This window comes from Gracilinema caldarium DSM 7334, from assembly GCF_000219725.1.
GTDB classification, from domain to species: domain Bacteria; phylum Spirochaetota; class Spirochaetia; order Treponematales; family Breznakiellaceae; genus Gracilinema; species Gracilinema caldarium.
Genome location: NC_015732.1, coordinates 2,537,855 through 2,563,745 on the forward strand (window position 1 = coordinate 2,537,855; position 25,891 = coordinate 2,563,745).

At 45.5% G+C, this 25,891-nt stretch carries 27 protein-coding genes, 1 tRNA gene and 3 pseudogenes; 22 read left to right on the forward strand and 9 right to left on the reverse strand.

Translation table 11 applies throughout. From position 1 onward, the window contains the following. Positions 1-178: 178 nt before the first annotated feature. From SPICA_RS15620 to SPICA_RS11470, 3 genes are all read left to right on the forward strand, one after another. The gene (locus SPICA_RS15620; RefSeq protein ID WP_174265973.1) at positions 179-355 is read left to right on the forward strand and encodes a hypothetical protein; all 177 of its coding nucleotides are present in this window, start codon (positions 179-181) and stop codon (positions 353-355) included. Positions 356-488: 133 nt separating this feature from the next. Next, positions 489-698 carry a hypothetical protein gene (locus SPICA_RS15625; protein WP_041396693.1) on the forward strand — a complete coding sequence of 70 codons (210 nt, stop codon included), beginning with the start codon at positions 489-491 and terminating at the stop codon, positions 696-698. A 72-nt stretch (positions 699-770) separates the two neighbouring features. Beyond that, positions 771-1,586 (forward strand): AAC(3) family N-acetyltransferase, encoded by an 816-nt coding sequence (locus SPICA_RS11470; RefSeq protein ID WP_013969655.1) that lies wholly within the window; start codon positions 771-773, stop codon positions 1,584-1,586. Between the two features lie 6 nt (positions 1,587-1,592). Here SPICA_RS11470 and SPICA_RS11475 read toward each other — a convergent pair whose 3' ends face one another. From SPICA_RS11475 to SPICA_RS11490, 4 genes are all read right to left on the reverse strand, one after another. Beyond that, complete coding sequence (locus tag SPICA_RS11475) at positions 1,593-3,554, reverse strand: heavy metal translocating P-type ATPase (RefSeq protein ID WP_013969656.1); 1,962 nt, start codon at positions 3,552-3,554, stop codon at positions 1,593-1,595. Positions 3,555-3,619: 65 nt separating this feature from the next. After that, positions 3,620-3,991 (reverse strand): ArsR/SmtB family transcription factor, encoded by a 372-nt coding sequence (locus SPICA_RS11480; protein ID WP_013969657.1) that lies wholly within the window; start codon positions 3,989-3,991, stop codon positions 3,620-3,622. Between the two features lie 238 nt (positions 3,992-4,229). Then, on the reverse strand, positions 4,230-4,580 hold the full coding sequence (locus SPICA_RS11485) for a DUF2200 domain-containing protein (protein ID WP_013969658.1): 351 nt from the start codon (positions 4,578-4,580) through the stop codon (positions 4,230-4,232). A 92-nt stretch (positions 4,581-4,672) separates the two neighbouring features. Then, positions 4,673-6,568, reverse strand: coding sequence for a glycosyltransferase (locus tag SPICA_RS11490; RefSeq protein WP_013969659.1), 1,896 nt, complete (start codon positions 6,566-6,568; stop codon positions 4,673-4,675). A gap of 138 nt (positions 6,569-6,706) precedes the next feature. On the opposite strand from SPICA_RS11490, the gene SPICA_RS11495 reads away from it, so the two are divergent. Next, on the forward strand, positions 6,707-7,237 hold the full coding sequence (locus SPICA_RS11495) for an NUDIX hydrolase (protein ID WP_052296373.1): 531 nt from the start codon (positions 6,707-6,709) through the stop codon (positions 7,235-7,237). Here SPICA_RS11495 and SPICA_RS11500 read toward each other — a convergent pair. After that, on the reverse strand, positions 7,188-7,751 hold the full coding sequence (locus tag SPICA_RS11500; protein WP_013969661.1) for a hypothetical protein: 564 nt from the start codon (positions 7,749-7,751) through the stop codon (positions 7,188-7,190). The two genes, SPICA_RS11495 and SPICA_RS11500, sit on opposite strands and share 50 nt — an antisense overlap. 133 nt (positions 7,752-7,884) lie before the next feature. Between SPICA_RS11500 and SPICA_RS15345 the strand changes: the two are divergent. From SPICA_RS15345 to SPICA_RS11520, 3 genes and pseudogenes are all read left to right on the forward strand, one after another. Next, positions 7,885-9,347: pseudogene (locus tag SPICA_RS15345) on the forward strand (IS5 family transposase). A 462-nt stretch (positions 9,348-9,809) separates the two neighbouring features. Beyond that, a complete protein-coding gene (locus tag SPICA_RS14985; protein WP_013969663.1) occupies positions 9,810-10,145 on the forward strand; it encodes a helix-turn-helix domain-containing protein in 336 nt (111 codons plus the stop codon). A gap of 94 nt (positions 10,146-10,239) precedes the next feature. Next, complete coding sequence (locus SPICA_RS11520; protein ID WP_013969664.1) at positions 10,240-11,925, forward strand: SulP family inorganic anion transporter; 1,686 nt, start codon at positions 10,240-10,242, stop codon at positions 11,923-11,925. 48 nt (positions 11,926-11,973) lie between these two features. On the opposite strand, the gene SPICA_RS11525 is transcribed toward SPICA_RS11520, so the two are convergent. Together SPICA_RS11525 and SPICA_RS11530 are read right to left on the reverse strand one after the other, a co-directional pair. Beyond that, positions 11,974-12,363: a type II toxin-antitoxin system VapC family toxin gene (locus SPICA_RS11525; RefSeq protein ID WP_169311881.1), complete on the reverse strand. Its 390-nt coding sequence runs from the start codon at positions 12,361-12,363 to the stop codon at positions 11,974-11,976. Positions 12,364-12,389: 26 nt separating this feature from the next. Further along, positions 12,390-12,644 (reverse strand): type II toxin-antitoxin system Phd/YefM family antitoxin, encoded by a 255-nt coding sequence (locus SPICA_RS11530; RefSeq protein WP_013969666.1) that lies wholly within the window; start codon positions 12,642-12,644, stop codon positions 12,390-12,392. Between the two features lie 117 nt (positions 12,645-12,761). Here SPICA_RS11530 and SPICA_RS11535 point away from each other — a divergent pair, with 117 nt between their 5' ends. The 6 genes and pseudogenes from SPICA_RS11535 (at position 12,762) to SPICA_RS11555 (ending at position 17,260) form a co-directional block, all read left to right on the forward strand. Beyond that, entirely contained in the window at positions 12,762-14,294 is a 1,533-nt protein-coding gene (locus SPICA_RS11535; RefSeq protein ID WP_013969667.1) for an ABC transporter ATP-binding protein, read from the forward strand. 146 nt (positions 14,295-14,440) lie between these two features. Then, the gene (locus tag SPICA_RS11540) at positions 14,441-14,815 is read left to right on the forward strand and encodes a hypothetical protein (RefSeq protein WP_013969668.1); all 375 of its coding nucleotides are present in this window, start codon (positions 14,441-14,443) and stop codon (positions 14,813-14,815) included. A 12-nt stretch (positions 14,816-14,827) separates the two neighbouring features. Then, positions 14,828-15,040: pseudogene (locus tag SPICA_RS15900) on the forward strand (ABC transporter transmembrane domain-containing protein); the annotation flags it as partial. 95 nt (positions 15,041-15,135) lie between these two features. Next, positions 15,136-15,825 (forward strand): annotated as a pseudogene (locus tag SPICA_RS11545) (ATP-binding cassette domain-containing protein). Positions 15,826-15,898: 73 nt separating this feature from the next. After that, a complete protein-coding gene (locus tag SPICA_RS11550; RefSeq protein WP_013969669.1) occupies positions 15,899-16,375 on the forward strand; it encodes a flavodoxin family protein in 477 nt (158 codons plus the stop codon). 12 nt (positions 16,376-16,387) lie between these two features. Next, positions 16,388-17,260 carry an aldo/keto reductase gene (locus SPICA_RS11555; RefSeq protein ID WP_013969670.1) on the forward strand — a complete coding sequence of 291 codons (873 nt, stop codon included), beginning with the start codon at positions 16,388-16,390 and terminating at the stop codon, positions 17,258-17,260. Positions 17,261-17,624: 364 nt separating this feature from the next. On the opposite strand, the gene SPICA_RS11560 is transcribed toward SPICA_RS11555, so the two are convergent. Next, on the reverse strand, positions 17,625-18,407 hold the full coding sequence (locus SPICA_RS11560; protein ID WP_013969671.1) for a hypothetical protein: 783 nt from the start codon (positions 18,405-18,407) through the stop codon (positions 17,625-17,627). A 159-nt stretch (positions 18,408-18,566) separates the two neighbouring features. Between SPICA_RS11560 and SPICA_RS11565 the strand changes: the two genes are divergently transcribed. From SPICA_RS11565 to SPICA_RS11575, 3 genes are read left to right on the forward strand one after another with little or no spacing between them, the layout of a single operon-like run. After that, a complete protein-coding gene (locus SPICA_RS11565; RefSeq protein ID WP_013969672.1) occupies positions 18,567-19,169 on the forward strand; it encodes a hypothetical protein in 603 nt (200 codons plus the stop codon). Beyond that, positions 19,141-19,473: a winged helix-turn-helix domain-containing protein gene (locus tag SPICA_RS11570; RefSeq protein WP_013969673.1), complete on the forward strand. Its 333-nt coding sequence runs from the start codon at positions 19,141-19,143 to the stop codon at positions 19,471-19,473. Before SPICA_RS11565 ends, SPICA_RS11570 begins: the two co-directional genes overlap by 29 nt. Continuing rightward, positions 19,470-20,024, forward strand: a complete 555-nt coding sequence (locus tag SPICA_RS11575; protein ID WP_013969674.1) for a hypothetical protein — start codon at positions 19,470-19,472, stop codon at positions 20,022-20,024. Before SPICA_RS11570 ends, SPICA_RS11575 begins: the two co-directional genes overlap by 4 nt. 95 nt (positions 20,025-20,119) lie before the next feature. Here SPICA_RS11575 and SPICA_RS11580 read toward each other — a convergent pair. After that, positions 20,120-20,192: transfer RNA gene (locus SPICA_RS11580), tRNA-Asn, on the reverse strand. Between the two features lie 106 nt (positions 20,193-20,298). Here SPICA_RS11580 and SPICA_RS11585 point away from each other — a divergent pair. The 6 genes from SPICA_RS11585 to SPICA_RS11610 all read left to right on the forward strand — a co-directional run bounded on the left by SPICA_RS11585 (position 20,299) and on the right by SPICA_RS11610 (position 25,810). Continuing rightward, a complete protein-coding gene (locus tag SPICA_RS11585) occupies positions 20,299-20,619 on the forward strand; it encodes a YqfO family protein (protein WP_013969675.1) in 321 nt (106 codons plus the stop codon). 473 nt (positions 20,620-21,092) lie between these two features. Beyond that, positions 21,093-21,902: a sensor histidine kinase gene (locus SPICA_RS15590; RefSeq protein WP_169311882.1), complete on the forward strand. Its 810-nt coding sequence runs from the start codon at positions 21,093-21,095 to the stop codon at positions 21,900-21,902. Continuing rightward, on the forward strand, positions 21,892-22,566 hold the full coding sequence (locus tag SPICA_RS11595; RefSeq protein ID WP_013969677.1) for a response regulator transcription factor: 675 nt from the start codon (positions 21,892-21,894) through the stop codon (positions 22,564-22,566). The genes SPICA_RS15590 and SPICA_RS11595 overlap by 11 nt, the downstream gene beginning before the upstream one ends. Positions 22,567-22,707: 141 nt before the next feature. Further along, positions 22,708-23,988: an ABC transporter substrate-binding protein gene (locus SPICA_RS11600; RefSeq protein ID WP_013969678.1), complete on the forward strand. Its 1,281-nt coding sequence runs from the start codon at positions 22,708-22,710 to the stop codon at positions 23,986-23,988. A gap of 68 nt (positions 23,989-24,056) precedes the next feature. Next, positions 24,057-24,989 (forward strand): carbohydrate ABC transporter permease, encoded by a 933-nt coding sequence (locus SPICA_RS11605; protein WP_013969679.1) that lies wholly within the window; start codon positions 24,057-24,059, stop codon positions 24,987-24,989. Further along, the gene (locus tag SPICA_RS11610; protein ID WP_013969680.1) at positions 24,986-25,810 is read left to right on the forward strand and encodes a carbohydrate ABC transporter permease; all 825 of its coding nucleotides are present in this window, start codon (positions 24,986-24,988) and stop codon (positions 25,808-25,810) included. The genes SPICA_RS11605 and SPICA_RS11610 overlap by 4 nt, the downstream gene beginning before the upstream one ends. Positions 25,811-25,891: the final 81 nt, after the last annotated feature.

Here is a 25,891-nt window from a genome sequence, read left to right on the forward strand (position 1 = left end):
ATCCATCAATTAAAAATTGAGGGATTAAAAATCCATCCCCCGATGTCTCCATAAGAGCACATCGGTTATATATATAGCACGAAACAACTAACATTTCAGATGAATATGTCAAAATCTAAAAATCCCAACTTATTTTTTAAGCGACTGGTTAACTATTGATGATATATTTACAGCTGCTTTGCCTTATCGATTAATAAACAACCGCATTAACCTGGACTTTATACCCCAATTTCGCTATTTTAAAATTGCAGAGAATGAGTTCAGCACAAAGGAACTCCTTTCCTTAAAGAACCTGATTGGGGCATTGTTTTTAGTTGAAACTTCAGTCCCCAACGGAACTCGAAGGGATATTTAAACAGCTGAGGGCTTTGCTTGAGCAGGAACAGCCGGAGGTGTATCGGGCATTTCTTTCCTGGCTGTATAATTTTTTCTCAAAATCCGTACCTGATTGGGTGAGAGAGCCGTTAGATCCGAAGGAGGCACCGACCATGCTAGCCACAAACCTGAAGAAATGGGAACAGGAACTTATCCAACAGGGTATATTCAAAGGTAAACAAGAAGGTTTGCAAGAAGGGCTACAACAGGGTATAGTAAGAGGCAAACTGGAAACGGCTCGAAAACTGAAACAAAAAGGTTTAAGTGTACAGGAAATTGCTGAGGTTACGGGACTCAGCTTTGAGGACATAGAACAACTTTAGAAGACTTTTAGAAATATCATATTTTAAAAGTATAATATTGTTGATGTGCAAATCCCGTAACAGGGGGCCCCGGTGGGTGAACAAGAAACGATAGAGAATCGTAAAAACGGTCCTAATACGGTGATAAGCCTCGCAGAGGAACTTTTGTCTGCAGGACTCCGTCCCGGGATGACCATCCTCCTGCATTCTTCCCTCAGTGCTCTTGGCTGGGTTTGCGGCGGTGCACCGGCGGTCATCATGGCGTTCCAACAGGTTTTAACCGAAGAAGGAACCCTCGTCATGCCAACCCATTCGGGGGATTTATCAGACCCGGCCCAGTGGGAACATCCGCCGGTTCCCCGTGAGTGGTGGGAAACCATACGGAGTACCATGCCTGCTTATCGAAAAGATCGAACCCCCACACGAGGCATGGGCATCATTCCGGAAACCTTCCGAAAAATGGATGGTGTACTGCGGTCCAGTCACCCCCAGATGTCCTTTGCTGCCTGGGGAAAACACAAAGCATACATTTTGCAGGACGAACACTACGATTTTGGCATGAATGACCAGAGCCCCCTGGGCCGCCTTTACGAACTGGACGGACAGGTCTTTCTGCTTGGCGTAGGCCATGACAGGAACACTTCGATACACCTGGCTGAATACCGAGCCGAGTGGCCTTCCAAATTGATGATTAAAAACGGCATGCCCATAGAAGAAGGGGGCATAACCTCCTGGCGCGAGTTTGATGACATCGCCTATGGGGGCGAAGACTTCGAAGCCCTCGGCAAGGCCTTTGAGGAGCAGCATCACATAAAACCATTCAAGGTTGGCAATGCAAGCTGCCGCATGTTTTCCCAGCGGGCCCTGGTGGACTTTGCAGTCCATTGGATCTCTACTCACCGGACCTAAGGCCCTTTACTTTAGAGCCCGCAGTGCATTCAGCACCGCCAGGAGGGCAACCCCCACATCGGCAAGGACCCCCATCCACATGGTTGCCAGCCCCAGGGCACCAAGCACCATGACAGCAATCTTCACCAGCAGGGCAAAGAGTATGTTCTGCCAGACGATGCGGCGGGTTTTCCGCGCCCGGTCGATGGCTTCGGGTATCCGGGACAGGTCATCGGTCATAAGGACCATATCCGCCTGTTCTATAGCCAGGTCCGACCCGGCCCTGCCCATGGCGATTCCCACATCGGAGCGGGCCAGCACCGGCCCATCGTTAATGCCATCGCCTACAAAGGCCGTAGTCCCCCCAGAGCTTTGCTGTAACAGCGATTCGAACCGCTCCAGCTTATCCTCAGGGAGCAGGCTGTGGTGTACTTCAGTGACCCCGGTTTGCCGGCCAACAGCATGGGCAGGGCCGGGGCCGTCACCGGTAAAGAGGGCGACCTGCTCGACCCCGCGATCCCGCAGTTCCCGGATGACCCGGGGAGCATCGGCCTTTATCTGGTCTTCCAGGTGTACCGTTCCGACAATGGAGCCATCGTATGCAACATGAATAACCGTTGCGTCGGCGGAGCTGCATTCATGGGGAATAGATTTAAGATGGAGGAGCCGATCATTCCCGGCAAGAATTTCCGTTCCCTCCTGGGTCACCAGACTGCCATGACCGGGAATTTCGTAGTAGGAGCCCTCATCATAGACAGGGTTGGTATCCGATTGGGTTTTCCAATGGCGCTGCACTGCCTGGGCCAAAGGATGATTGGATTGGGCAGTAGCGGCCGCTGCATAGGCCAGAACCTGTGCTTCCGAATGGTTAGGGTGGACATCAATTTTTGACACCTGGAATTTTCCCGTGGTCAGGGTGCCGGTTTTATCAAAGACGATACGTTGGACATGAACCAGCCGGTCAAGGACTGCAGCTCCCTTGAGTAAAATGCCCCGTTTTGCCGCTCCCCCAAGACCGGCAAAATAGGTAAGAGGCACACTTAAGACAAAGGCACAGGGACAAGAAATGACTAGCATGATGAGGGCTCGGTACAGCCAATCATAGAACCGTGCTCCTGGAAGCAGAAGAGGCGGCACAACTGCTATAATGAGGGCTATTCCCACAACAACAGGGGTATAGAAGCGGGCAAAGCGGGTAACGAATAATTCAACCGGGGCTTTCCGCTGTTGGGCTGATTCTATCAGATGTAAAACCCGGTTTAAGGTCGAATGTTCATACTTTTCAGTTACCTGTACCGTAAGGGTGCCTTCTGTAAGTACATAACCGCCTAGCAATACCTGCCCCGGTTCAGCGGGCCGGGGTACGGACTCACCGGTTACTGCAGAAGTATCCACCGTACCGGTACCCTCTGCCACAAGACCATCCAGGGCAAGCCGCTCCCCTGCCCGCAACAGCAGGAGCTCTCCCGGTTCAACCTGTTCCGGAGGAGATGCTATCCAGGTGCCGTTTCGTTTAACCCGCACCTGGTCGGGGCGCAGATTCAGGAGAGCCTCGATGGATCGGCGGCTGCGGTGTACTGCATAGTCCTGGAAGAATTCTCCAATCCGGTAAAACACCATAACACCCACCGCTTCTTCCCAGGCTCCGAGGGCAATAGCTCCAAGAGATGCAATGCTCATGAGGAAGAGTTCATCAAATACAAATCCCCTTCGCAGGTTCTGCCAGGCTCCCCTGAAAACGGGCCATGCGGCAGCCCCGTAGGTGACCATCAACATAATAAGACCCATTGTTGTCCCATAGGGGATACTGAGTAGATTTTCAGACAGTAGAATGCCAAAGATAGTCCCCAGAAACGCGAGGGCTAATGTCCGGGCTTCGGCAATCTGGGTCTCGGTAAGATGACCCACAGGAAGGCTCTTTTCAGCGGAACTTGAATCTTGTATGTCAAAGGCGGCACCACAACCGCAACTACTGCAGGAATCATTCATAGGTTCATATACTCCTCTTGATACTATGCAGGCCGCTTCTCAAAACTGCAGTTTTGAGAGGCCCTTTAAGAGAGGCCCTGCTCGGACACATGTTCCATGGCCAGGGCAATCAGGGCATCCACATGGTGATCATCGAGCTGGTAGTAAACAATTTTTCCAATTTTCACTGGCCGGACGAGCCGGGCACGGCGAAGTATTGCAAGCTGATGACTTAAGGCAGACTGACTCATATCAAGCAGTGCTGCGAGGTCACAGACACAGCGGTTTTCCGGACTTTGCAGGGCATGGAGAATCCGCAATCGACTGGGATCCGCAAGAATTTTAAACAACTCCGATAAGGCTAAAAGCCGTGGAACAGGCCATTCCAGCTTCCGGTCTTCTTCCGAAATCGTTTCGTCCCTGTCGGTACAGGTACAATGATAAGTTTGTTGGTCCATACTCGATGACAGCTCCCATACATGAATATATGTTCATACATAATAAATGTCAAGGGATGCATTAAACAAATACAAGCAACACCCGAGCAGTTTGTCGGACTTGTCTGAATAATCAGATAAAAATCGCAGACATTAGCGATTTTTTACCTTGCAAACAGCCAAAGCAGCCAGGTTAATCGAGATTTTAATGGCTAAGGGTAATCCTTAGCCATTAAAAATCTACAAGTCCGACAGGCTCTTAAGTACGGAGAATTTTCTCCATTGGCTTTCCTTTTGCCAGTTCATCAACCAACTTATCAAGACAGCGGACAATACGTACAATTTCATCTTGAATATCCTCGATACGTATACCACAGATAAGTCCTGTAATAAGGCTAGCCTTGGGATTGATGCACGGGGCCTCTTTTACAAAGGTTTCCAGATTAATCTCTAAATCCGATTGCCGTTGTAGCTCTTCACTCGTATACCCCGTAAGCCAGGAAATGACCCGATCCACTTCTTCTTTTGTCCTGCCTTTTCGGACAGCTTTTTGGATATAGAGCGGGTATACTGTTGAAAAGCGCATTTTATATATTTTTTGTTGATCCATGGGGAACTCTCCTGATAATTTGACAGGATTCAAAGTGCCTCAAAAAAATCGGTAAGATTTTTGAAAGCGCTTAATCAAATCTTTACAAAATCTCATTTTCCGTTACCCGCAAGCCTTTCCATCTCCTGTCGGGTCCGTTCCATCAGATCCGTTGTGGATTCCCGCTGTAAAAGATGGGGGTCGGGATATTGGGGATTCCCGATACGCACATAAATGGTCTGGCCAAAGAGGAACCGCAGTAGGCCCCAGGACCGTTTCTTAAAACTGATCCTGATCGGTACCACGGGCACCGAGGCTTCGACTGCAAGCTGAAAAGCCCCCCGCTTAAAGGGCCGCAGCTGTTCATCAAACTTAACCAGTTCTCCCTCAGGGAATACATGGATAAAGCGCCTGTGCCGCAAGAGACGGGAGAGTTCGTAAAAAAAGATACGGCCTTCGGTCAGCGTCTCTGGAATCGGCACACTGCCGAGGGCATTTACCAGAAAACCTGCAACCGGAAGCTTAAAATTGCTGGGCAGGGACGTAAAGACCGGTTTTTTCGGAAACGCTGCAAGGCCAACCATGGCTGAATCCAGGGTATGTACATGGTTGGCAACCAGGACTGCCCCGCTTTTCCGGCGTACCTTACGGAGGACCTTACGATTTTTAATTCGCACCCGCAGCACAAAGGTACAATAGAGCCACAGGAGAGGGATAGCGACAATATAATAGAAAACAATTGAAAAAAGCCTTGTGGGGATGCCCTTGTTTATCCGCCGTTTATACTCCCGTCCCGGGTTTTGCTTTTCCAGACGCCGGGTCTGTTCATCCTGCCGGGCCGCATCGAACATCTGCTCGGCCTTGCGTATTGAATAGTCCAGACGATACACCTTCGCCCGCTCGGTATAGGCCGGCCCCATCCTATACCGTTCTTCCGGATGTTCTATCCAGTACTCAATTTTATGAGCCAGGTCCCGGCTGGAACCGGCTTTAAAGAGACTGCGTTCATCCAGGGCAAACTGGCCGGTGGCGCTTTTTTTACTGTTCGAAATCACCGGAACCTTACCGCAAGCGATTGCTTCGAGACAGGCTATGGCTTCAATTTCCACATCTGCCGCATGCACATAGAGATCGCAGGAATGAATCAGATTAATGAGTTCCTCCTGCTGGTAAAATCCGAAGGTTACCGGATTCGTGAGAGATTTCGCAAGCCACCGTAGATAGCCCTCTCGGGGGCCAGCACCGGCGAGATGTAGTTGAATACGATCTTCATATTTGGATAATTTTATGGCTTTAATGAGCACATCCTGCCGTTTTTCCGGAGCAAAGCGACCCACCATGAGAATATGAAACAACCGGTTTCCTCCGGAATCTGTTGATGGGTGGACCTCAGGTCCCTGAAAATTGGGAGCCGGGTATATAGCTCCCGGGAGATCTAAGCTCTGGGACACAGGACTGAAAGCGTAGCTGACTCCATTCGAAATTACATGGAGACGCCCCGTATAATGATGTTTAACCAGTTCCCGGGCAATAAAGGGAGAAGGACAGTGGATATGTTCAACCCTTCGGTAAAAGCTGAAACGAAACCAGAAGTAGATAAAAAATGCTATCGGTGCGCCCCAGGGACCTAGCCCGGCCCCATAGGTGATGTTTTCCGGCTGAACATGAAAAGCGGCCGTAGCGGGGATTCCCATTTTTTTTGCAAGCCCCAAACCCTTTCGTGCTACCTGCCAGGGCATGAAAAAATGAACCACATCAGCTCCGGTCAAGGCTTCCTGCATAACTTTTTTATCATATTTTGCAAATATCATGGACTGTTTTCGGGCTACCGGTGTTACGATGGGGATATAGCGCTCTGGAACCGAATACATGTCGGGGCCATGGACTCCCACACTTACCACCCGGACCTGGTGGCCCCGCATATTAAGGGCTTCGACAAAACGGAAGGCAGTCATGGTAGTTCCATTGGTCAGGATGCCGTAATTGTCGATCACAAAGACGATGACCATAGATTTTTCCCTTGTATTATGTAAAATTGTAGTGATAATTTACTGATCGGTCGAGGGCCCGTGAGAGATAGAACAAATCTAAAGAACATACAAGAGGCGTTTCAAAAACCTTTACCCGGCAGGGAAGCACATCTCAAAATGGCACCTCCCTGGCGAAGGGATGCCCTGCAGCCCGAACAGCATTACCGGCCTTCGGCGGTTCTGCTATTGCTGTATCAGGCGGGGGATGCACTGTATTTTCCTCTTATTCTTCGAAGCAGTCAGTTGAACCACCATGCGAGCCAGATTGGGCTTCCCGGAGGCGCTCTGGAACCGGGAGAAAGTGCAGAACAGGCAGCCCTGCGGGAAACGGAGGAGGAACTGGGGATTTCTACCGCAAAGATTCAAATCCTGGGCTCATTAAGTCCCCTGGGTCTTGCCGTCAGCGGCTACACGATTTACCCTGTTGTCGGATACCATGAGGGGCCTCTTAACGTTCGGCCAAACCCAGCTGAGGTAGCCCGTTGTATTATGGTTTCTCTTGATGAACTACTCCATGATAAAACAATCATCACCCATACGTTGGAAGACGGCCGGAATGTCCCGGCGTATCGCCTTGCAGGAGCAACAGTCTGGGGTGCTACTGCCATGATTCTGGCGGAATTGACCGAAATTTTGATGCAGGAATAAAGATATACAGTATTGTTTCCATATTATCAACCACAATTCTGCCATCTATTTGCTTTAAAAGTAGCTGAAATAATTCCATATTAAGTTCAAAATGAGGATACTCATTGTTTAAAACAGGAAATGAAATCTTATTTTTAGTACTATACAGTTTTATAGTAATTTTAATCTCATCATTTTGAATATTCTCAATAGATAATGATATTTTTTGCGGCTTATGCATTTCCATTACAAGATATAATTGAACAAAAAGCTCATGTATAAAAAGGGTAAGATGTTGAGAGTTTTGTATAGATACCGGTATAGGCTCAGCATGTTCGATTGTAATAATAGAGCGTTTTGTCTGAAAGTGAGTATTCTCTTCAAAATAAGACTGAAACCATTGTAATAAATCGATGAGATTTACCATCTCGACATACTGATCCATTTTATGAATATCATAAACGCTTATTAATGAGCGTATTTCAGAAATTAACATGTCAAATTGTTGAGCTGAATTATTACCAAGTTCAAACATCTGGTTATATAGGGCTTCCTGAAAAACAAACAACTCTTTACAAAAGAAGCAAATACAGAGATAATCTCAATAAGAAGTGCACGGAAGAAAGGGGTAAGGCCTTAAAAAGCGTGCACTTTACTATGGGGTAACGATGTATAAGGAAAAGGAACAGGTACCTGAGTTTGAAGACTTTTATGTACCCTTCGGAGGACATTTACGAGAAGATAATCGATGGGTACGATTAGCCGCAATTATTCCATGGGAAGAGATAGAAGCTGAATATAAAAAATGTTTTTCAAAACGAATTGGAAGAACAGCCAAGACCGTACGGCTCGCCTTGGGATCATTATTGATAAAAGAGAAATTACAATTAACAGATGAAGAAACGGTAGAAACAATACGAGAGAACCATTACCTGCAATATTTTTTAGGATATGAATCTTACAAAGATGAAAAACCCTTTGATCCAAGCATGATGGTTCATTTTCGAAAACGGCTTGGACCTGATGCAATAGCAAAGATAAATGAGTTGATAGCGAAACGGTATCAAGAACAGGTAGAAGCAGAATCTGAAAAAAAACAGAACAAAAAAACCAAAAGGATGACCATGATCATGGAAATCGAGGGCAACTCATTATAGATGCCACGTGCGTCCCCCAGGATATCCGGCATCCCCATGATGTCACTTTATTGGATGAAGCGCGAAGGAAAACAGAAAAGATAATTGATACGTTATATGAAGCGAGTGAGCTCACCATAAAACCACGAACCTATAGAAAACAGGCCCGTATCAAATATCTCAATTTTATACGAGGGCGACGAAGAACAAAAAAAGAAATACGCAGAGCGATTCGGACCCAACTCCAATACATACGACGTAATTTACGGACTATCAATGAATTACAAAACAAGGTTCCCAGTACAACGTTGAGTGCAAAACAGCGACGTGATCTTATCGTGATACATGAGGTTTACCGGCAACAGGTACAGATGTATAAGGGAAAGACCCATTCGATATCGGGAAAAATCGTCAGTATCAGTCAACCCCATGTACGACCAATAGCCCGAGGTAAAGCAAAAGCGGCCTTTGAATTCGGAGCAAAACTATCAGCATCGATGACCGAACACGGGATGATTTTTATAGATCGATTACAATGGGAACCCTATAACGAACAAGAAGATTTGCCAACACAAATAGAAAAATATAAGAGGCGATGTGGTCGATATCCGGAATCGGTGCATGCCGATAAAATATATCGGACACGAGCAAACCGAGCCTATTGTGAAGCTCGAGGAATACGATTGTCTGGACCACCCTTAGGCAGACCGATTAAAGAAACATTAGAGAATAAAAAGATAGTACGACAGCTACGAAAGATTCAAAGACTTGACGAAGCCATTCGACAAGCGATTGAAGGTGGCTTTGGATATATGAAACGAAAGTTTGGTCTTGGTACAATCTATGAAAAATTACGCGAAACTAGTGAAACAGCAATCATGGTATGTGTATTGCTGACCAACTGTGAAAAGATCCTGAGGGATCTTTTTATGCGCTTTTTATTTTTACTTGGTTTTAAACCTCATAAATCATATTTGAAAGTTTTAGTATACTAAATTAAACCCATTTTAACGTAAAAAAGTTTTGAAATATCATTTTTAGACATTTTCAGTAGGCCCTATATAGATTTAACAAACTAAGAATTACCTGAATATTATTTCGAACATAATGATTTACTTTTTTCTCAAACGATTCTGTCAGTTGGCTTAGAGAATATTCAGAGAGAGGGTTGTTATTGGAATTTATTTTTTTAGATTTCATTCGTAATACCTTTTCAGAATCGATAGCATATCGCTATTAGCGATATAAAAACATAGTATTAGCTCATTGTTTTAATGTCAAGAAAAACAGACAATTATTAAAGACTATTTTTTTATACAATTGTCATGCAATTTGCTATGCGGTTTGTTAAGTTACAGAAAATTGCACTTAAAATCAAAAGATGGAAGGCAAGGTTTTCTAAATATTTCTCTATTTTGAAAACCAATTAATAAGGCATTGATTAGTGGTACACAATTATGATGGAAAATGAATTACTAAATTTACTCGGTCATAACATTCGACAGACCCGTATCGAAAAAGGCCTTTCACAGTATGGTTTAGCATTAAAAACAGGAATGGCAGCCAATTCTATTAATGATATAGAGAATGGAAAACGTTGGGTTTCAGCAAAATCATTATCTAGAATAGCAAATGCCTTAGAAGTTGAGCCTTATATTTTCCTCCTTCCAAAATCATTTCGAATTAATGATGGAATTACTAGTATTAAATTATATGATGACGAAATGATTAAAGCTATCCAATCAGCTATAAAAGAAGTCAGAAAACGTTATAATATCGATTCCGATTCTTGATATTATAAAATAGTGAAAATTTTTCATATAATTTTCATTAAATAGCGATAAAAGCTTGATTTTTCTAATTTGTAAGCTGTATGATTTTTCAATCATGAATATGCAATCCTTCTTTTCAATTGGAAGATTAGTTCCCCGAACCTTCGAAATTGGGAAAGCATTTCCCTACTCCCGGGAAAGTTTTGCTAAAGATCTTGTATCTGGCTTTACAGTCGGTATTGTAGCCCTGCCGCTGGCCATGGCCTTTAGTATCGCCGCCGGCGCATCCCCTGCCCAGGGCTTATACACGGCAATCCTCGCAGGTTTCTTCATCAGTTTCCTCGGCGGAAGCCGCTACCAGATCGGCGGGCCTACCGGTGCCTTTGTGGTCATTATTTTCGGTGTCATTTCCCGACATGGGATGGAGGGGCTCGTACTGGCGACGATCCTCGCAGGACTTATGCTGATTGCAATGGGACTTTCCGGCCTAGGCCGGCTCATCAAATTTATCCCCTATCCGGTAACCACGGGTTTTACAACCGGTATTGGGCTGCTCATTTTTTCCCAGCAGGTCAAAGATTTTCTTGGACTAAAAATAGAAAAGGTATCTCCCGAATTTTTTGAAAAATGGGCTCAGTATTTTGAGCATATGGGCACCTTTGACCCATTAACCCTCTTTGTAGGATTACTCACCATTACGATCATCATTCTGATCCGGCGCTTTTTCCCTCGAATTCCCGCGTCAGTAGTAGGAGTAGGCTTCACCACCCTGATATGTTTTATCTTTTCCCTGCCAGTAGAAACCATAGGATCCCGGTTTGGGGGCATTCCCTCAACATTACCCATTCCGACCCTGCCGGAATTTCATTGGAGTACAATGAAAGCCGTTTTCCCCGATGCAATCACCATCGCACTCCTTGCGGCAATCGAATCCCTGCTCTCCGCAGTTGTAGCCGATGGTATGACCGGAGACCGGCATAATGCCAACATGGAACTGGTGGCTCAGGGAGTAGGCAACATTGCCAGTGCCCTCTTTGGGGGTATCCCTGCAACAGGAGCCATTGCCCGGACAGCAACAAATATCAAATCCGGAGCTCAAAGTTCTGTGGCTGGTATGGTACATGCCGTAACCCTGCTCCTCTTTATGCTGTTTTTGGCACCGGTGGCTTCGGTGATACCCCTGGCAAGCCTTTCGGCGGTCCTTATGGTGGTAGCATGGGATATGAGCGAACTGCACCGCTTTGTCAGAATTATCAAAAAGTCGCCCCGCAGCGACATGCTGGTGCTCCTCACGACCTTTGTATTAACCGTCGTGATTGACCTGACCGTTGCGGTAGAGGTTGGTGTTGTCCTTGCGGCATTCCTTTTTCTGAGGCGAATGGTAGAAACCGCAGAGATTAAACCCGGGACTCCTGGTGTGGGCGCAGAAATCGTCTATGGCAGCTCTCCAGCGCAGCCCCATGAACAGCCAAAGCATCCCAAGGATGTAGAAATATACGAAATTACCGGCCCCTTCTTCTTTGGGGTAGCGGACCTCCTGCAGGACACCCTCATGACCTTAGAGAAAAAACCCCGGGCGTTTATTCTACGGCTTCCCCAGGTGCCAGCGGTCGACTCCACCGGTATTGCAGCCCTGGAGTCCTTCCTGAGTTATTGTAAAAAGCACGGGATTCAGCTCTATCTTTCCGAGGTTCGTGAGCAACCCATGAAAGCCCTGGAACGATCCGGTTTTATCGAAGCCCTGGGATCCCAGTATATCGTATCCAGCCCTGAACAAGTCCTGGAAATGCTCAGCAAGTAACAGCATTGTACCCCTGGGGGAATGTCCCCTAGGGGGCAAAAAGCTCATCTATATAAAAAACGGGAATTTCATTAATTTTTTTTTCCAGGAATCATCGTTGGTTATAATGCAGTCAGCCCCATAAGAGAGAGCAGTAGCAACTTGAATTGCATCGGGCGTTTTAAGATTATAAGCACAACGAATTCGAGCTGTTTCTTCTGCACATTGAACGGTAAAGGGTAGTAATGAAAGATGTTTAGAAAAGGTAAAATATGCCCGATATTTTTCCATCAATCTGGTATCCCCTGTCTTTAAGGGTTTTGTAATTATTTCCATATAGGTGATAAGACTCGTTACAATTTGTTGCTTTCCCCTTTCTACTTGTCTGAATAACATCTCGAGGGGATCGGCATAGACAGGATGATCCTCAAAAAAATATATAAATGGGGCTGTATCCATAAAAATAATGGAATATGAATCTAAGTTTATTGCCATTCATCACGCTCGGCTTTGATATATTCAGTTGTTTTATCATGTTGCCAGATACTTTTACCAAGTCCGCGGGCTTGAGAGAAAAGCAGTTCCCCCCTATTATCTGAATCATCCGGACTAGTAGTACATTTTACTAGTTTGGCAACCATCTTCCCTGATCGCTCAATGGTGATTTCCTCATTATTCAATAGAACGCGGGAAAGAAGTTCTCCAAATTTCATGCGGGCTTCCATGGCTGTGACCTTCATACGCCTTCCATCATAATCATAATAATTATACTAATCATAACAATCTGAGTCAACAAATAGCCCCCTCCTGCCCATTCATATAGACGTACAAATTGCAGGCGGGCTATACATAACCCTATGTCTAAAACAATACAAAAACAAACCAGCCTGCGCCGGGCCCTCCATTATGTGCAGGATTCCCGCCGGCTCTTTGCCTTAGGTCTTTTTGCCATCATCGTACTCACCGCAGGGAACCTGGCGGGTCCCCTCATCCTCCGGTCCATTATTGATGAGGCAATACCCAAGGGAGACCTGTGGGGGCTCATGTTCCGGGCCGCACTTTATCTTATGATACTTCTTTTTATGGGAATCTTAAGCTATGTGGGCATGATCACCATTGCCCGGATGGGACTCGAAGTCGTGAGCCGCATCAAGTATGATGTATTTTCTCACCTCCTTACCCTTCCTGTATCCTATTTCGATGCCCACCCTGTGGGGGAGCTCATCTCCCGCACTGAAAACGACTGCGAACGGGTGCGGGAACTCTTTTCACAGATTGCGGTTACCATCATCGTCAATAGCCTCTTTTTTCTTGGCATGCTGGCGGTCTGTCTGTACCTGGAACCCAAGGTAACCCTCTATCTTGCCATAGCAACACCGGTAGTTCTCATGCTGGTAATCCTGGTTTTTGACAAACTCAGATATTTTTATGACCTGCACCGCCAGTACCAGGCACAAATTCTTGCCCACATTACAGAGTTTATCCAGGGCTGGGATATATTGCGGGTTTTTAACCGGAAAGACTGGGCAATCAGCAGGGTTGATGAATGCTCACGACAGCGGCGGGACGTGGATGTAAAAACCAGCATGCTCCAGTATGGGATTATGGGTGCCCTGAACTTTTCACTGGGCCCCCTTTTTATGGTCCTGATTATCATCTTTTTTGTTCCCCAGGTCGTACAGGGAGCCCTGACCATGGGAACCCTCCTGGTGTTTTTTGAATACAGCCGCCGTATCTTTGAGCCCATCTTGGCCATCGCGGAAAACATCCGGGGTATTCATCAAGCCCGGGTCTCGCTGGACAGGATCTTTACCATTCTCGACCTGGAACCGGAAATTACGATACCCCATCAAAGAACGGAAGGGCCAATTACCTTTGAGCATGAAATCGAATCCCGCCATGTATGGTTTGCCTACAAAGGGGAAGACTGGGTGCTCAAGGATGTATCCTTTACAGTACACCGGGGAGAATCCCTGGCAGTAGTGGGAGCCTCCGGTTCAGGAAAGAGCACCACCATAGGACTGCTCTGCGGCTTTTACCGGCCCCAGCGAGGAGAAATATTGATTGATGGGCAGAACCTGGCAACTTTGGATCTGTCCCGATGGCGGCGGAACATAGGCCTTGTTCTGCAGGACGTGTATCTCTTTCCCGGTTCTGTGCTGGAAAATATACGGTTCTATGATGATGCTAGGGGAGGCAACATTTCTGCCGGTGAAAAGCAGCTGCTTTCCTTTGCCCGGGCCCTTGCCTTTAACCCGCAACTCGTTATTCTCGACGAAGCAACCGCCAGTGTAGATATCCAGACCGAACGGAAAATTCATGAAAGCATGAAGGTCCTCTTTGCAGGGAGAACCGCAGTCGTGGTTGCACACCGGCTTTCATCAATCTAAAATGCAGACTGTATTCTCTTCTTTAAGGATGGTCAGATTGCCCAACGGGGACGGCATGAAGAACTTCTGGCCCACTTCCCGCCCTACGCAGAACTGGTCCGGCTCCAGTTCCCGAACCTTGATGTGCTTAACGGAGGAGACCGCCCATGACCTCTCAAACCGGTAGAGCCCATACTCATGACGCCCTGCGACACCTCCGCTGGATCTGGCATATCTGGCGGGAACGGAAAGCCCTCATAGGGCTCCTCTTTTTTTTAACACTCCTCTCCAGCCTCGTCGCGGTCAGCTACCCCTACCTGACGAAACTGCTTATCGATATGCTCCAGCAGCTCATCGAATCCCAGCCAAGTTTGACCCAGGTACAAAAAGAGACCTGGAGAATTGCGGGGCTTTTTATCGTTGTCGGGCTTACCGGACTAATGGCTTCCCTCTTTCCGGGAATCCGCGGGGCGGTGAATGTCATTTTCGAGCATCTCATCAGGATGAAGTACTTTAATATCGTTCTGCAAAAGGATTACTGATTTTTCGCCAGCTTCCGTTCAGGGGACATTGTAACCCGGCTCACCGATGACATCTACGATTTCCCCAAACTCGGCTGGTTCCTCTGTTCGGGCATTTTCCGGGCGGTAGAATCAATCAGCAAGGTCATATTCTGCCTGGCCGCTATGTTCCTCATTAACGGCAAACTGACCCTGCTTTACCTCATATCGCTCCCCTTCACCATTTTGGTGTTTTATTTGGTATAGGACCGGATCTACGATACCTTTCGGCGCAATCAGGACGCCATTTCAGAGATCAATTCCCAATGTGTTTTTAGTATCCCGGCCGGGGAACACCAGCTTTGTCAGACCTGAGTTTTTCAGTACAGCGGGGTGAGCGGCTTGCCATTCTGGGATCGGTTAGGTCCGGGAAATCGACCCTGCTAAAATTGATGGCAGGACTCCTCCCTTCAGAAAAAGGTTCTATCTATATTAACGGGAAACCCCTCTCCAGCTATGCACCGTAGACACTATCAACCCTTATTGCCTATGTGCCCCAGGAAGCCCTGCTCTTTTCAGGGACCATCAGGGAAAATGTAGCCTTTGGAAGCCCCGGCATAGGTGCTGAGATCTCCCAGGAAGCCTTTGAAGAGGCGATTGCCATCGCTCAGATGAAACGGGAAATCGAAGCCTTCGCCCTCAAAGACCAGACCCTCCTGGGCCAGCGGGGTGTAAGCCTCTCCGGGGGTCAGAAACAACGGCTTGCCATCGCCAGTGCCCTGGCCCAAAAAGCCCAGATACTCCTTCTCGATGACATTACCGCCAGTCTCGATGCAGCCAATGAAGACTTCCTCTGGCAGGCTCTCACCGAAAGATACCATGATATGACCTGTCTTGTTGTCTCCCATCGCCTGTCTACCCTGCAATATGTTGATCGGATTCTCTTCCTTTCCCAGGGTCATATACATGCTCTCGGGCGTTATGATGAGCTCATTGACACAAACCCCGATTATCGGACCTTTATGCAGGAACACATGAAAGCTAAAATGTAGTATACTATATAAAACAACGCTGAAAAATTGCCAGGGTTATAGGAATACAAGTGAAGAACTCAGGAGGTTCCACATGGCGCAGGGTATTATTGTCTATGTAACCAGGACAGGAAATTGCAGAAAACTTGCAGAACTGGCCGCAAAAGAAACCGGTTTTCCTGTTCATGAGGTCCAAGACCTGGTCAACCGAAAAGGTCTCTGGGGATGGCTGAAAGCAGGTTTTCAAGCCTCGACAGGGACTGCCTCGCCCATCAAAGAGGCGGAGCTTAACCTGGCAGAACCGGATACCATTATCCTCGTGTATCCCGTATGGGCTTCCTCGGTCTGCCCACCCATCCGCACCTGGCTTAGAAAGCATACAAAGGAAATTCAAAATAAAAAAATTGGCCTTATCACCAGCAATCTCGGCAGTCCCGGCGAACGGGTCCGTGCATCCTTTGAGCGGGAGTTTTACCCCTTAAAAGCCTTTACGGTTATTCAGGAACGGGAAACTGAAACAGAGCGCCTTCAAAAAGTTCGGATCTTTATAGAGAACCTGCTTAAAAACTAAAGAAGGCATCTAATGAAAAGGCAAACTCAATTACCCCGACGCATATATAAGGGAAAAGATGAACTGTCAATCATCGGGTTTGGCGGTATTGTGGTCTGTTCGGTTTCCCAGAAAGAGGCGGATCATTATGTGGCAGAGGCAATGGACCTGGGAATTAATTATTTTGATGTAGCCCCAAGCTATTTTGATGGTGAAGCTGAAATAAAGCTTGGCAATGCCCTTAAACCCTGGCGTAAGGAAGTATTCCTGGCCTGTAAAACCACCCGGCGGGATGCAGCAGGGGCCAGAGCAGAACTAGAAACCTCGCTTAAGCGGGCTCATACAGACCATTTTGACCTCTACCAATTTCATGCGCTTACCACTATGGGCGAGGTATCCAAAATACTTGGCCCCAGCGGTGCGGCAGAAACCTTCATCAAGGCGAAGGAAGCGGGCTTGGTCCGCTATCTGGGTTTTTCTGCCCACTCAGTAGAGGCAGCGCTAACCCTTCTGGATCAATTCCCCATCGATTCGGTGCTGTTCCCCCTCAATATGGTGAGCATAAAGCAGGGGAACTTTGGGCTTCAAATACTGGAAAAAGCCAAAGAAAAGGGTGCGGCCCGGCTTGCATTAAAAGCGCTTGCTTATACACCCTGGCAGGAAGGTGAGCCCCATACCTACAGTAAAGCCTGGTATAAGCCGATTGAAGATCCGGACCTGCAGGATAAGGCATTACGTTATACCCTGAGTCTCGATATCACCGCTGCCATTCCTCCAGGCCACTATGAGCTGTACAGGAGAGCCGTAGATATTGCGAGCCACTTCAAACCCCTCACCCAGGAGGAGCAAAACACCCTGGATCAGGCCATTTCTGGCCTTACCCCTCTTTTCCCGCTCAAGGAGTAATCAGGATCGAAGAGCCTGTCTATCTACAATCAGGGCAAGAACTGCGGTATTGAAAGCTCCCTGCAGGAATACTGCCAGTATAAGCGATATAAAAGCAGGGCAAACCAGGAAATCCTACGTTTTTTTTCTACGCTTACCCAGAACCGCATAAAAGAGTAATACCAGGTGGATGAACCAGAAGGCGAGATATAGACTCAGCCGGTACCCTTTTGGGACCATCCCTGAATGTGAGCATCAGCCTGGGATGCTCCAGCGGGTAATCATACCAATTCAAGAAACAAGAAGCCGAAAAGAAGCACCAATCATAAAAAAGAGCAACACAAAACCGGTGATAAACAAGTAGGTAAAAACAGCAGACACAAATTTAGTTCTGATAGATCCGCCAGAGTATGCTTCCCTCATAGGTAAAAGGCTTAAGTTCTACCCATGGTATAAAAACACTAACAGGTTCAGGTTGTACCGAAGCATAACTGTGAGGAAATTTAAAGGTGTATATAAAATAAATTCCATTATCCGCCACATGCAGGTTAAAAAGATCATCCGGGCCATAGGGTAATGGAATACCTAATTCGGTTAATACTGGTTCCACCTCCGGATGCTGCTGATATACAGCCTTGAGCTGTTTTTCCACCGACGGAATTATACGATCGCTTACGAACCTGGCCATGGCAAGATCATCTTCAAACATCGATTCCGGACCATGGGGTATCCCATTCTCAAGTTCTACCAGCACCATTGAAGTAGAAGTATTTTGATATGCTCCCATGGTATCAATAGTCCACTGCACCTGGAGAAAGCTCCTCGTAAAATAGACAATTTCGCCCCGAGCTTTGATAAATGGCACTAAGCCATCCTGAAAATCCTTGGTAAGTTCATCCACCGTTCTTCCAAGCACAGATTCAGGCCCTATATGATAATTAATACGTTCAAGTATATTTTTATTTTGTGGGCCCCTATACACCGGGTATTCCAGGAATGCCTTTTGTACCGGATAATCCGTAGCCCGAATGACAAAGTCGTGCCGCATCATGATAATCGGTTCCTGCGTTTGTTCTTTTTTCGTAGTACAGGATACTAAGGGTATACAAAATGATATCAGCATAATAAGATAATTGAGAAAACAATAATTTCGTTTAAATATTGGCATAGCTAACATTCTCCACGTGGTTATGTACATTATAACAAATTAACTTGAAACATTTTATAAGAATTCTATTAAATATACTATGTTTTTCAAAGTACTTTGTGATACTATGTATTTATGACAGCAATGACAGACCAAGTGTGTAATATGTGGAGGTTTTCCATGAACTCTGATATTGCTCCAGATGCAGAAGCACAGTTATCCCTCATTACCCAAATGATGAAAGAATCAAGAGAAACCATATTCCATCTTGGGTTTCCTTCTATAGTGTGGGGCGTTACCATCAGCATAGGAACGCTGATAAGCTATATTTTTTCTGCAAACGCTTGGTATACAGCCATAGCTCCCCTTTGGGGTATACTTTTTATTTTTGCAAGCCTCCTCAACATAAGTTATTTCCGTAGATGGGGCTTTAGAGAGAGAAAATCGACTTTAATTAGCCGCCTTTTTAAGGATCTTTGGATCTTTATGCTCATAACAACCCTTTTGTTGTGGCTGAGCGGTCTACTCTTGCATAAAAATCTATCCTTTTCTTTCATGTTTTGTTTCATTTGCATTGTAGTAAGTGGGGGATATTGGTTAAGTGCCACGTTATCTGGTTTATTCCTTGTTCGTTGCCTGAGTATAGCTTGGCTCATTGGCAGCTTCACGGTCCTCTTTGTACCTGAAGTGTGGACTCCAGCCATCATGGGACTCTGGGCTTTTTTATTCGAAGCAGTTCCAGGTTTATACCTTTATGTCAGAGAAAGAAAAGAATCCCTTTAACTACGAACATATTGATGAACTGCTCTCATCCCGTATCCGGCTTTCAGTGATTGCTCTGCTGGCAGGCTGTGATGAAGCTGAATTTACCTATATTCGAGACCAGGTTAATACATCAGATGGAAATTTGGCGGTCCATCTGAGAAAACTGGAAGACGCTGGTTATGTAAGCTACGAAAAGCGTTTTTTAGGCCGAAAACCAGCCACTTTTTACCGTATCACACCCACAGGGCAGACAGCCCTGCTTGAATACAGCCGTCATCTGGCTGAATTACTATCAACCTTACCCAAAGGAGGTACACCATGAAGGGTACAACCAACACACAAAGGGCTTTGGTATACTTTACCATTCTGGCTCTATGTATTACAAGCCAGATCTTTGCAAATCCGGAAACAGTACAGAACTACTGTACCGGAAATGTATCACTTGGCTTTTCTGTTCAGGAATGGGAAGATGATTTAGGAATGGGTTTAGGCCTTACAAGCCCCTGGTTTCTCTATGAAAAAGCTGCCATACGAGTAAGCGGTAACGTACTCTTTAAAACAGATAACCAATGGAAACCCTATTATGCAATCCGTACTGGCCTGATTGGCGGGAGTTTTATGCAAAGTGCCGATATACGCCTTTATGGAGAAGGAGGTTTTCTCTTCCTGTTCCCCGACACATCCTTTGATAGTGCAAGTTTTAGGCTTGGTGGCTATGGGCATTTTGGTTTTGAATTTTTTCTCAGCACCACACCCGGTTCAGGCAGCTATTTTATAGAAGTGGGTTCCAATGCTATTGATGCAAAGAGCCTAGCAGGGAACCATTACCTTAACGGCTTTGCAACCACCTGCGGTTTCCGGTTTTACCCCTAAGCACAGGGGCCGCCCGGCCGGGGGCTCTTTGGTACAACTGGTGCAGTTTCTGGCAATAAAAAAGGCGATCGTTATTTAACGACCGCCTTGCTTAACTCCCCCGCCCGGGCTCGAACCAGGGACCCAGTGGTTAACAGCCACTTGCTCTGCCGACTGAGCTACAGGGGAATGTACCGTACGTTTGGCACTATACCGAAAACGATTTTTTTTGTCAAGAGGAATAAAAAACCGAACTATAAAATCATGCTATACTATCTGGCGAGGAATCCAATTCATGTATGTTTTAACAACCTTTGTGCCCCACGAATATACCGAAAGCCTCTTACAGGCTCTCTTTGATGTGGGAGCTGGAGACTATGGTATGTACGACCATTGTGCCTTTGTCTGTAGAGGAGAAGGCCGTTTCCGCCCCAAAGCGGAAGCCCAGCCTTTTATCGGAACCACCGAACAGGACCAGCGGGTTATAGAGGACCGGATTGAACTTATCGTAAGGGACGAACTCATCGACGCGGTACTGGTAGCTCTCCACCAGACACACCCCTATGAAACACCGGCCATATATCTCTATAAAATGGATGAACGGGCACTCAGATGAGCAAAATGGCTTTCCAGTATTTTACACAGAGACTTACTAAAATTGTTCATACCCTTCATGTCAGCAATAGATTACGTATCAGTTTAGGCTTTTTTACTTTTTTTACATACTTCCTTGCAATACAATTCTATCAACAGTTTTATGAGCACCATTTACCTCAGAACATCTTTATACAAATACATATTGTGTTTTATATACTATTGTTCGTGGCACCGATCATGTTTGTGACCATAAAACCTGTAAGTTATACCGCCATAATCTGCAATTTCATGGGAATTTTGTTCATCACATCAGCATTAGGGGCTGATATGACGATTGTATTATCCCTATGCATCCCTTTCTTCTCTGCAATTATAATTCAACTAGACATTTTAATTAGCATCTTAGCATTTGGCACTACTTATTTGTGTATCCTTTTATCATTAGGGCCTCATAAATCCTGGGGAAATGCGGTTACAACTATGGAAAATTCTATGCGATACTTATTTGGATCCCTTGCGGCTTCCTTTGGTATACTTGGGATACTCATCAAAGCAAAAAATAGCAAAATTGAAGAACTTCAAGAAAAAGTCGAACGGCTTGATACTGCCTATCAAAAAGTAGCGGATGCAAATTTAGATTTTCAAACCTATGCTCTCTTTGCCCGTGAAGAAGCGATGGAGAAAGAGCGTCGTCGTTTAGCAGGGGAACTGCATGATATCATCGGATATTCACTAACTAATGTAATCATGCTCATTCAAGCGGCCCAGCTTGGTAAAGGAGATAGTGAGCAGGTCCATGCTATCTTAGAAAAGGCACGGATTCATGCTGATGAAAGTCTGCGTGAAGCCCGGCAAGCTCTGGCCATGCTGCGGACAGAACCTATCGATCGCCCCCGAGGGGCTAATCTCTTTTTAAAGCTAACGAAGACGTTTCAGGAAGTTACCGGTATTTCTATTACCATAGACTTTGCAAATATACCTGCTTTTTTACCCACAGAATCTGAAAAGATTATCTACCGATTAATTCAGGAAGGGCTCACCAATGCATTCAGGCATGGAAAAGCGAATGCGGTATTCATCAATTTTTGGTTTTCTGATGGGAATGTAACGGTTAGAATTCGTGATAATGGTATCGGTGTTACAACTATACAGGAACGGCCTGGCATTGGACTTGCAGGGCTCAGAGAACAGGTTGAACAACGGGGTGGTAATTTTAAGGCAGGACCAGTGATTGGTGGTTTTTTATTAGAAGCAACAATTCCCTTACAGGGGTTTGTACAGGAATCAAATAATGAAAGATAAACCCATACGTATCCTTTTAGCGGATGATCAATATCTCTTTTTAGAAAGCTTAAAACTAGTACTTGAAAGTTTAGCAGAAGATTTACAGGTGGCTGGAACAGTATGTAACGGCGAGGAAGCGCTCGAATTTTTAGAAAAACAACCTGTCGATGTTGTATTATTGGATGTTCGTATGCCAATTATGGATGGGGTTCAGACTGCTGGTGAAATTCATAAACGTTGGCCTCACATAGCTGTTATTATGCTAACAACCTTTGAGGATGATGAGTATGTTGCAGAGGCGCTTCAACGGGGGGCCCAAGGATACCTCTTAAAAAACATAGCACCCCATATGCTTGTTTCGGCTATTCGGGCTGTTCGCGATGGATCTATCCTTATAGCTCCCGATCTAGCGGGCCATCTTGCCATGGCATTAGCAGGTAATAGAAATCCAGCTACAGGGGCACAACTGCCTGATTGGTACTATAATCTAACCCCCCGGGATAAAACCATCATCACGTTAATACTTAAAGGAATGACTAATAAAGAAATAGCTTCAACAATCCATTTAGGCGAACAAACCGTAAGGAATTACATCTCTGCCCTGTATGATAAACTGCATGTCTCCGATCGACGTGAAGCTATCAATATATTGCGTTCTATCGATCCCTGCTGGTTTATCTAACATCATTATTGCTGGATGACAAAAAAAGTACAAAATCAATTACATTCATAACTATGCATATTCCAACAAGTGACTTGATAATGAACATGCGATCATCGGTTAATATCAACAGATCGCAATTCGATAGAAAAGGAGTAGCCTATGAAAAAGCGTTTGGTAATTGTTGCTTCACTTGCACTACTTGCAAGCGGAATGCAAGTATTTGCCGGTGGAGGATCTGATGCAGCGGGGAGCGGTGCTAAAGAGCCGGTAAAATTGGTCATGGGATCCTGGCGAGCAGACGATGTGGAACAAATGAAGGGACTTTTGGCGGAATATACAAAAACCCACCCGAATGTAATCATTGAATTTAAACCAACCAATCCACCTGACTACAATGCCACCCTGAGGCTTCAGCTTACCAGTGGAACCGGACCAGACCTCATGTATGCACGATCCTATGCAACAGGAATACAACTGTTTAATGATGGGTACTTCGCAGACGTTTCGAATATTCCTGGCTTAAAAGAGAATTTTACCGAGGGGGCCCGTTCACCCTGGATGACACCCGATGGAAAATCCTTTGCAATTCCTTTTGTCGCAGTATCCCATGGAGTCTATTACAACAAGGATATTTTCAAAAAACTCGGACTTACGGTTCCTGAAACATGGGAAGATTTTTTAAAGGTCTGTGAAAAAATCAAATCAGCAGGTATTACCCCAATTGCAAATAGTTTGGGTGATGAATGGGATATCGCTGAAGTCGTTTTTATGAGTATTGCCCCCAACTTTATTGGCGGACGTGAAGGACGGCTCGCCTATGAAAGTGGCAAACGTCCCTGGAATGATGCAAATATGGTAGCCACCTTCCAGGCTATGAAAGATCTGGTACCCTATTTGCCTGCTGGGTTTGAAGCCCTGACTTACAACGATTCAAATGCCCTGTTTGCGACCGGCAAAGCAGCTATGTATTTTGATGGATCCTGGTCATTGGGAACCTTCTCTGGGGTACCCTTCCAGTGGGGCGTTTTTGCTCCACCCCCGCCAAAGGGTAAGGCTCCACAAATCTGTTTCCATGCAGATGCAGGTATTACCATGAACACGAAAACTAAGTATCCTAAAGAAGCTGGGGAATTCCTTGCTTGGATTGCATCCAAAGAAGGAGCTACCGTCGCAGCTAAATACCTGCCTACAGGATTCTACCCCATGATTAATACACCGATTACCATCGCCGATCCCCATGCTAATGAAATGCTTGCACTCAACAAGGGTCGAGGGCTTGATGTTCGGCTTGCCTGGCCGCGGCTCATGGAAGGTGAACCCTCGGGATACAATCTTATTATGTATGGTTCTATTCAGGTAATGAAAGGAATAAAGACACCTCAACAAGCCGCAGACGATATGGCCGCGGGTCTTGCAAAATGGTTTAAACCAACTAAATAGCAATTGCAAAATCCCCCTGGCAACATATCCAGGGGGTACCGAATCAAAGCATTGATAGGAGCATATAGATGATACAACAACGAACCAATACTGCTTTTCGATGGATCATATATCTTATTCCTGCCTTAGTTATCTATACAACCTTTATGGCCTTTCCACTCTTTGATTCGGTACGACTTTCGTTTTTCAGATCAGGGTCATATTTATCCAGAGATTTTGTAGGTTTCGATAACTATCTTCGCTTATTGCTAGATAAAGAAAACGCCCTTCGATTCTGGAGTGCCTTTGGAAATACCTGGTATTTTTTCTTTATTCATATGGCGGTGCAAAACATTTTAGGGATACTTTTTGCTGTTTTACTCATGGAAAAAGGATTAAAAGGGGCTGGAATATACCGCACTATCATTTTTATTCCAGCAACCCTGGCAGTATTGGTAACCGGTTATTTATGGAAGCTTATTTTAAACCCCCAATGGGGCGCATTAACCATATTTCTCAAAATAATTGGTATGGAACATTTGTCCCGGCCATGGCTCGGGGAAACAAGGTATGCGCTCACAACCGTATCCCTCGTTTCAGCCTGGCAATGGGTTGGCATGCCAACTATGATGTTCCTTGCAGGGTTGCAGAATATCAGCGATGATATGTACGAAGCGGCTGATATCGCTGGAGCCAGTAAACTGCAAACCTTTTGGTATATTACACTTCCCTTATTAAAACCTGTCATTGGTATAGTAACCATACTTACTTTTGTAGGTAATTTTAATGCATTTGACGTCGTCTTTGCCATGGAAAATGTAAACGGAGCACCGCTCTATTCAACAGACATTATGGGAACCCTTTTTTACCGGGTCGGTATTGCAGGACAACATCCTGTAAGCATTCCCGATCCAGGGATGGGATCCGCAATTGCTACGACAACTTTTATAATGCTTGCCATAGGTTCTGCTCTCGTATTAAAAACTACCAGTGATTCCTCTGAAAAGAAGGTACTACGATGAACAAGAAAACGATGCATCCCTTTGCACATGGGATATTATCAATATGGACCCTCATGGTTCTCTTTCCACTCTGGACGATGATAGTAAATTCTTTTAAATACAAATATGATATTTATCGCGATCCTTTTGGTTTACCTAAGGCCTGGAATTTCCAAAGTTATCTTTCGGTACTTCATGACAGTGATTTTGTTCTCTTCTTTAAAAACAGCCTTTTTGTCACGATTGGTTCAATTCTTGCGGTGTTAATATTCGGTTCTCTCGCAGCCTATGCCCTGGCGAACTGGAAAACAAGAGCAAGTCGGTGGATCTACGCCTTCTTTATTGCCGGAATGATGTTGCCTATTAAAATTGGATCTATACGATTGTTACAGATGATTAAAGCACTGGGACTTATAAATACTATTTACAGTCTATTTCCCGTTTATATTGCCATGGGGCTTCCCATCGCTGTGTTTGTTCTAACGGAATTTATCCGTGAAATTCCCTTTGAACTTACTGAAGCAGCGGTAATTGATGGGGCTGGCAGATTCAGGATCTTTAGATCAATTATTATCCATCTTCTGCGGCCTGCTCTGGCGACAGTAGCTATTTTTAATCTTGTTCCCTTTTGGAATGATCTCTGGTTTCCACTTATTTTTATCAACAATGATAAACACAAGACATTGCTCTTAGGTGTAACACGCCTTTTTGGACAATATCAAACTGACTGGTCTAAAATCCTGGCAGTTCTTACGCTGGCTGCTGTTCCGGTAGTTCTGTTGTACCTTTCTATGTCCAAACAGTTTATTAAAGGCCTCACCGCCGGCGCAGTTAAAGGATAGTGGGTTAAAGGATTGCATACCAAGGAATAGCCGGCCGAGCGCCAGCCCTAAAAAGGTAAATATTTATCGACTGTTGCAATA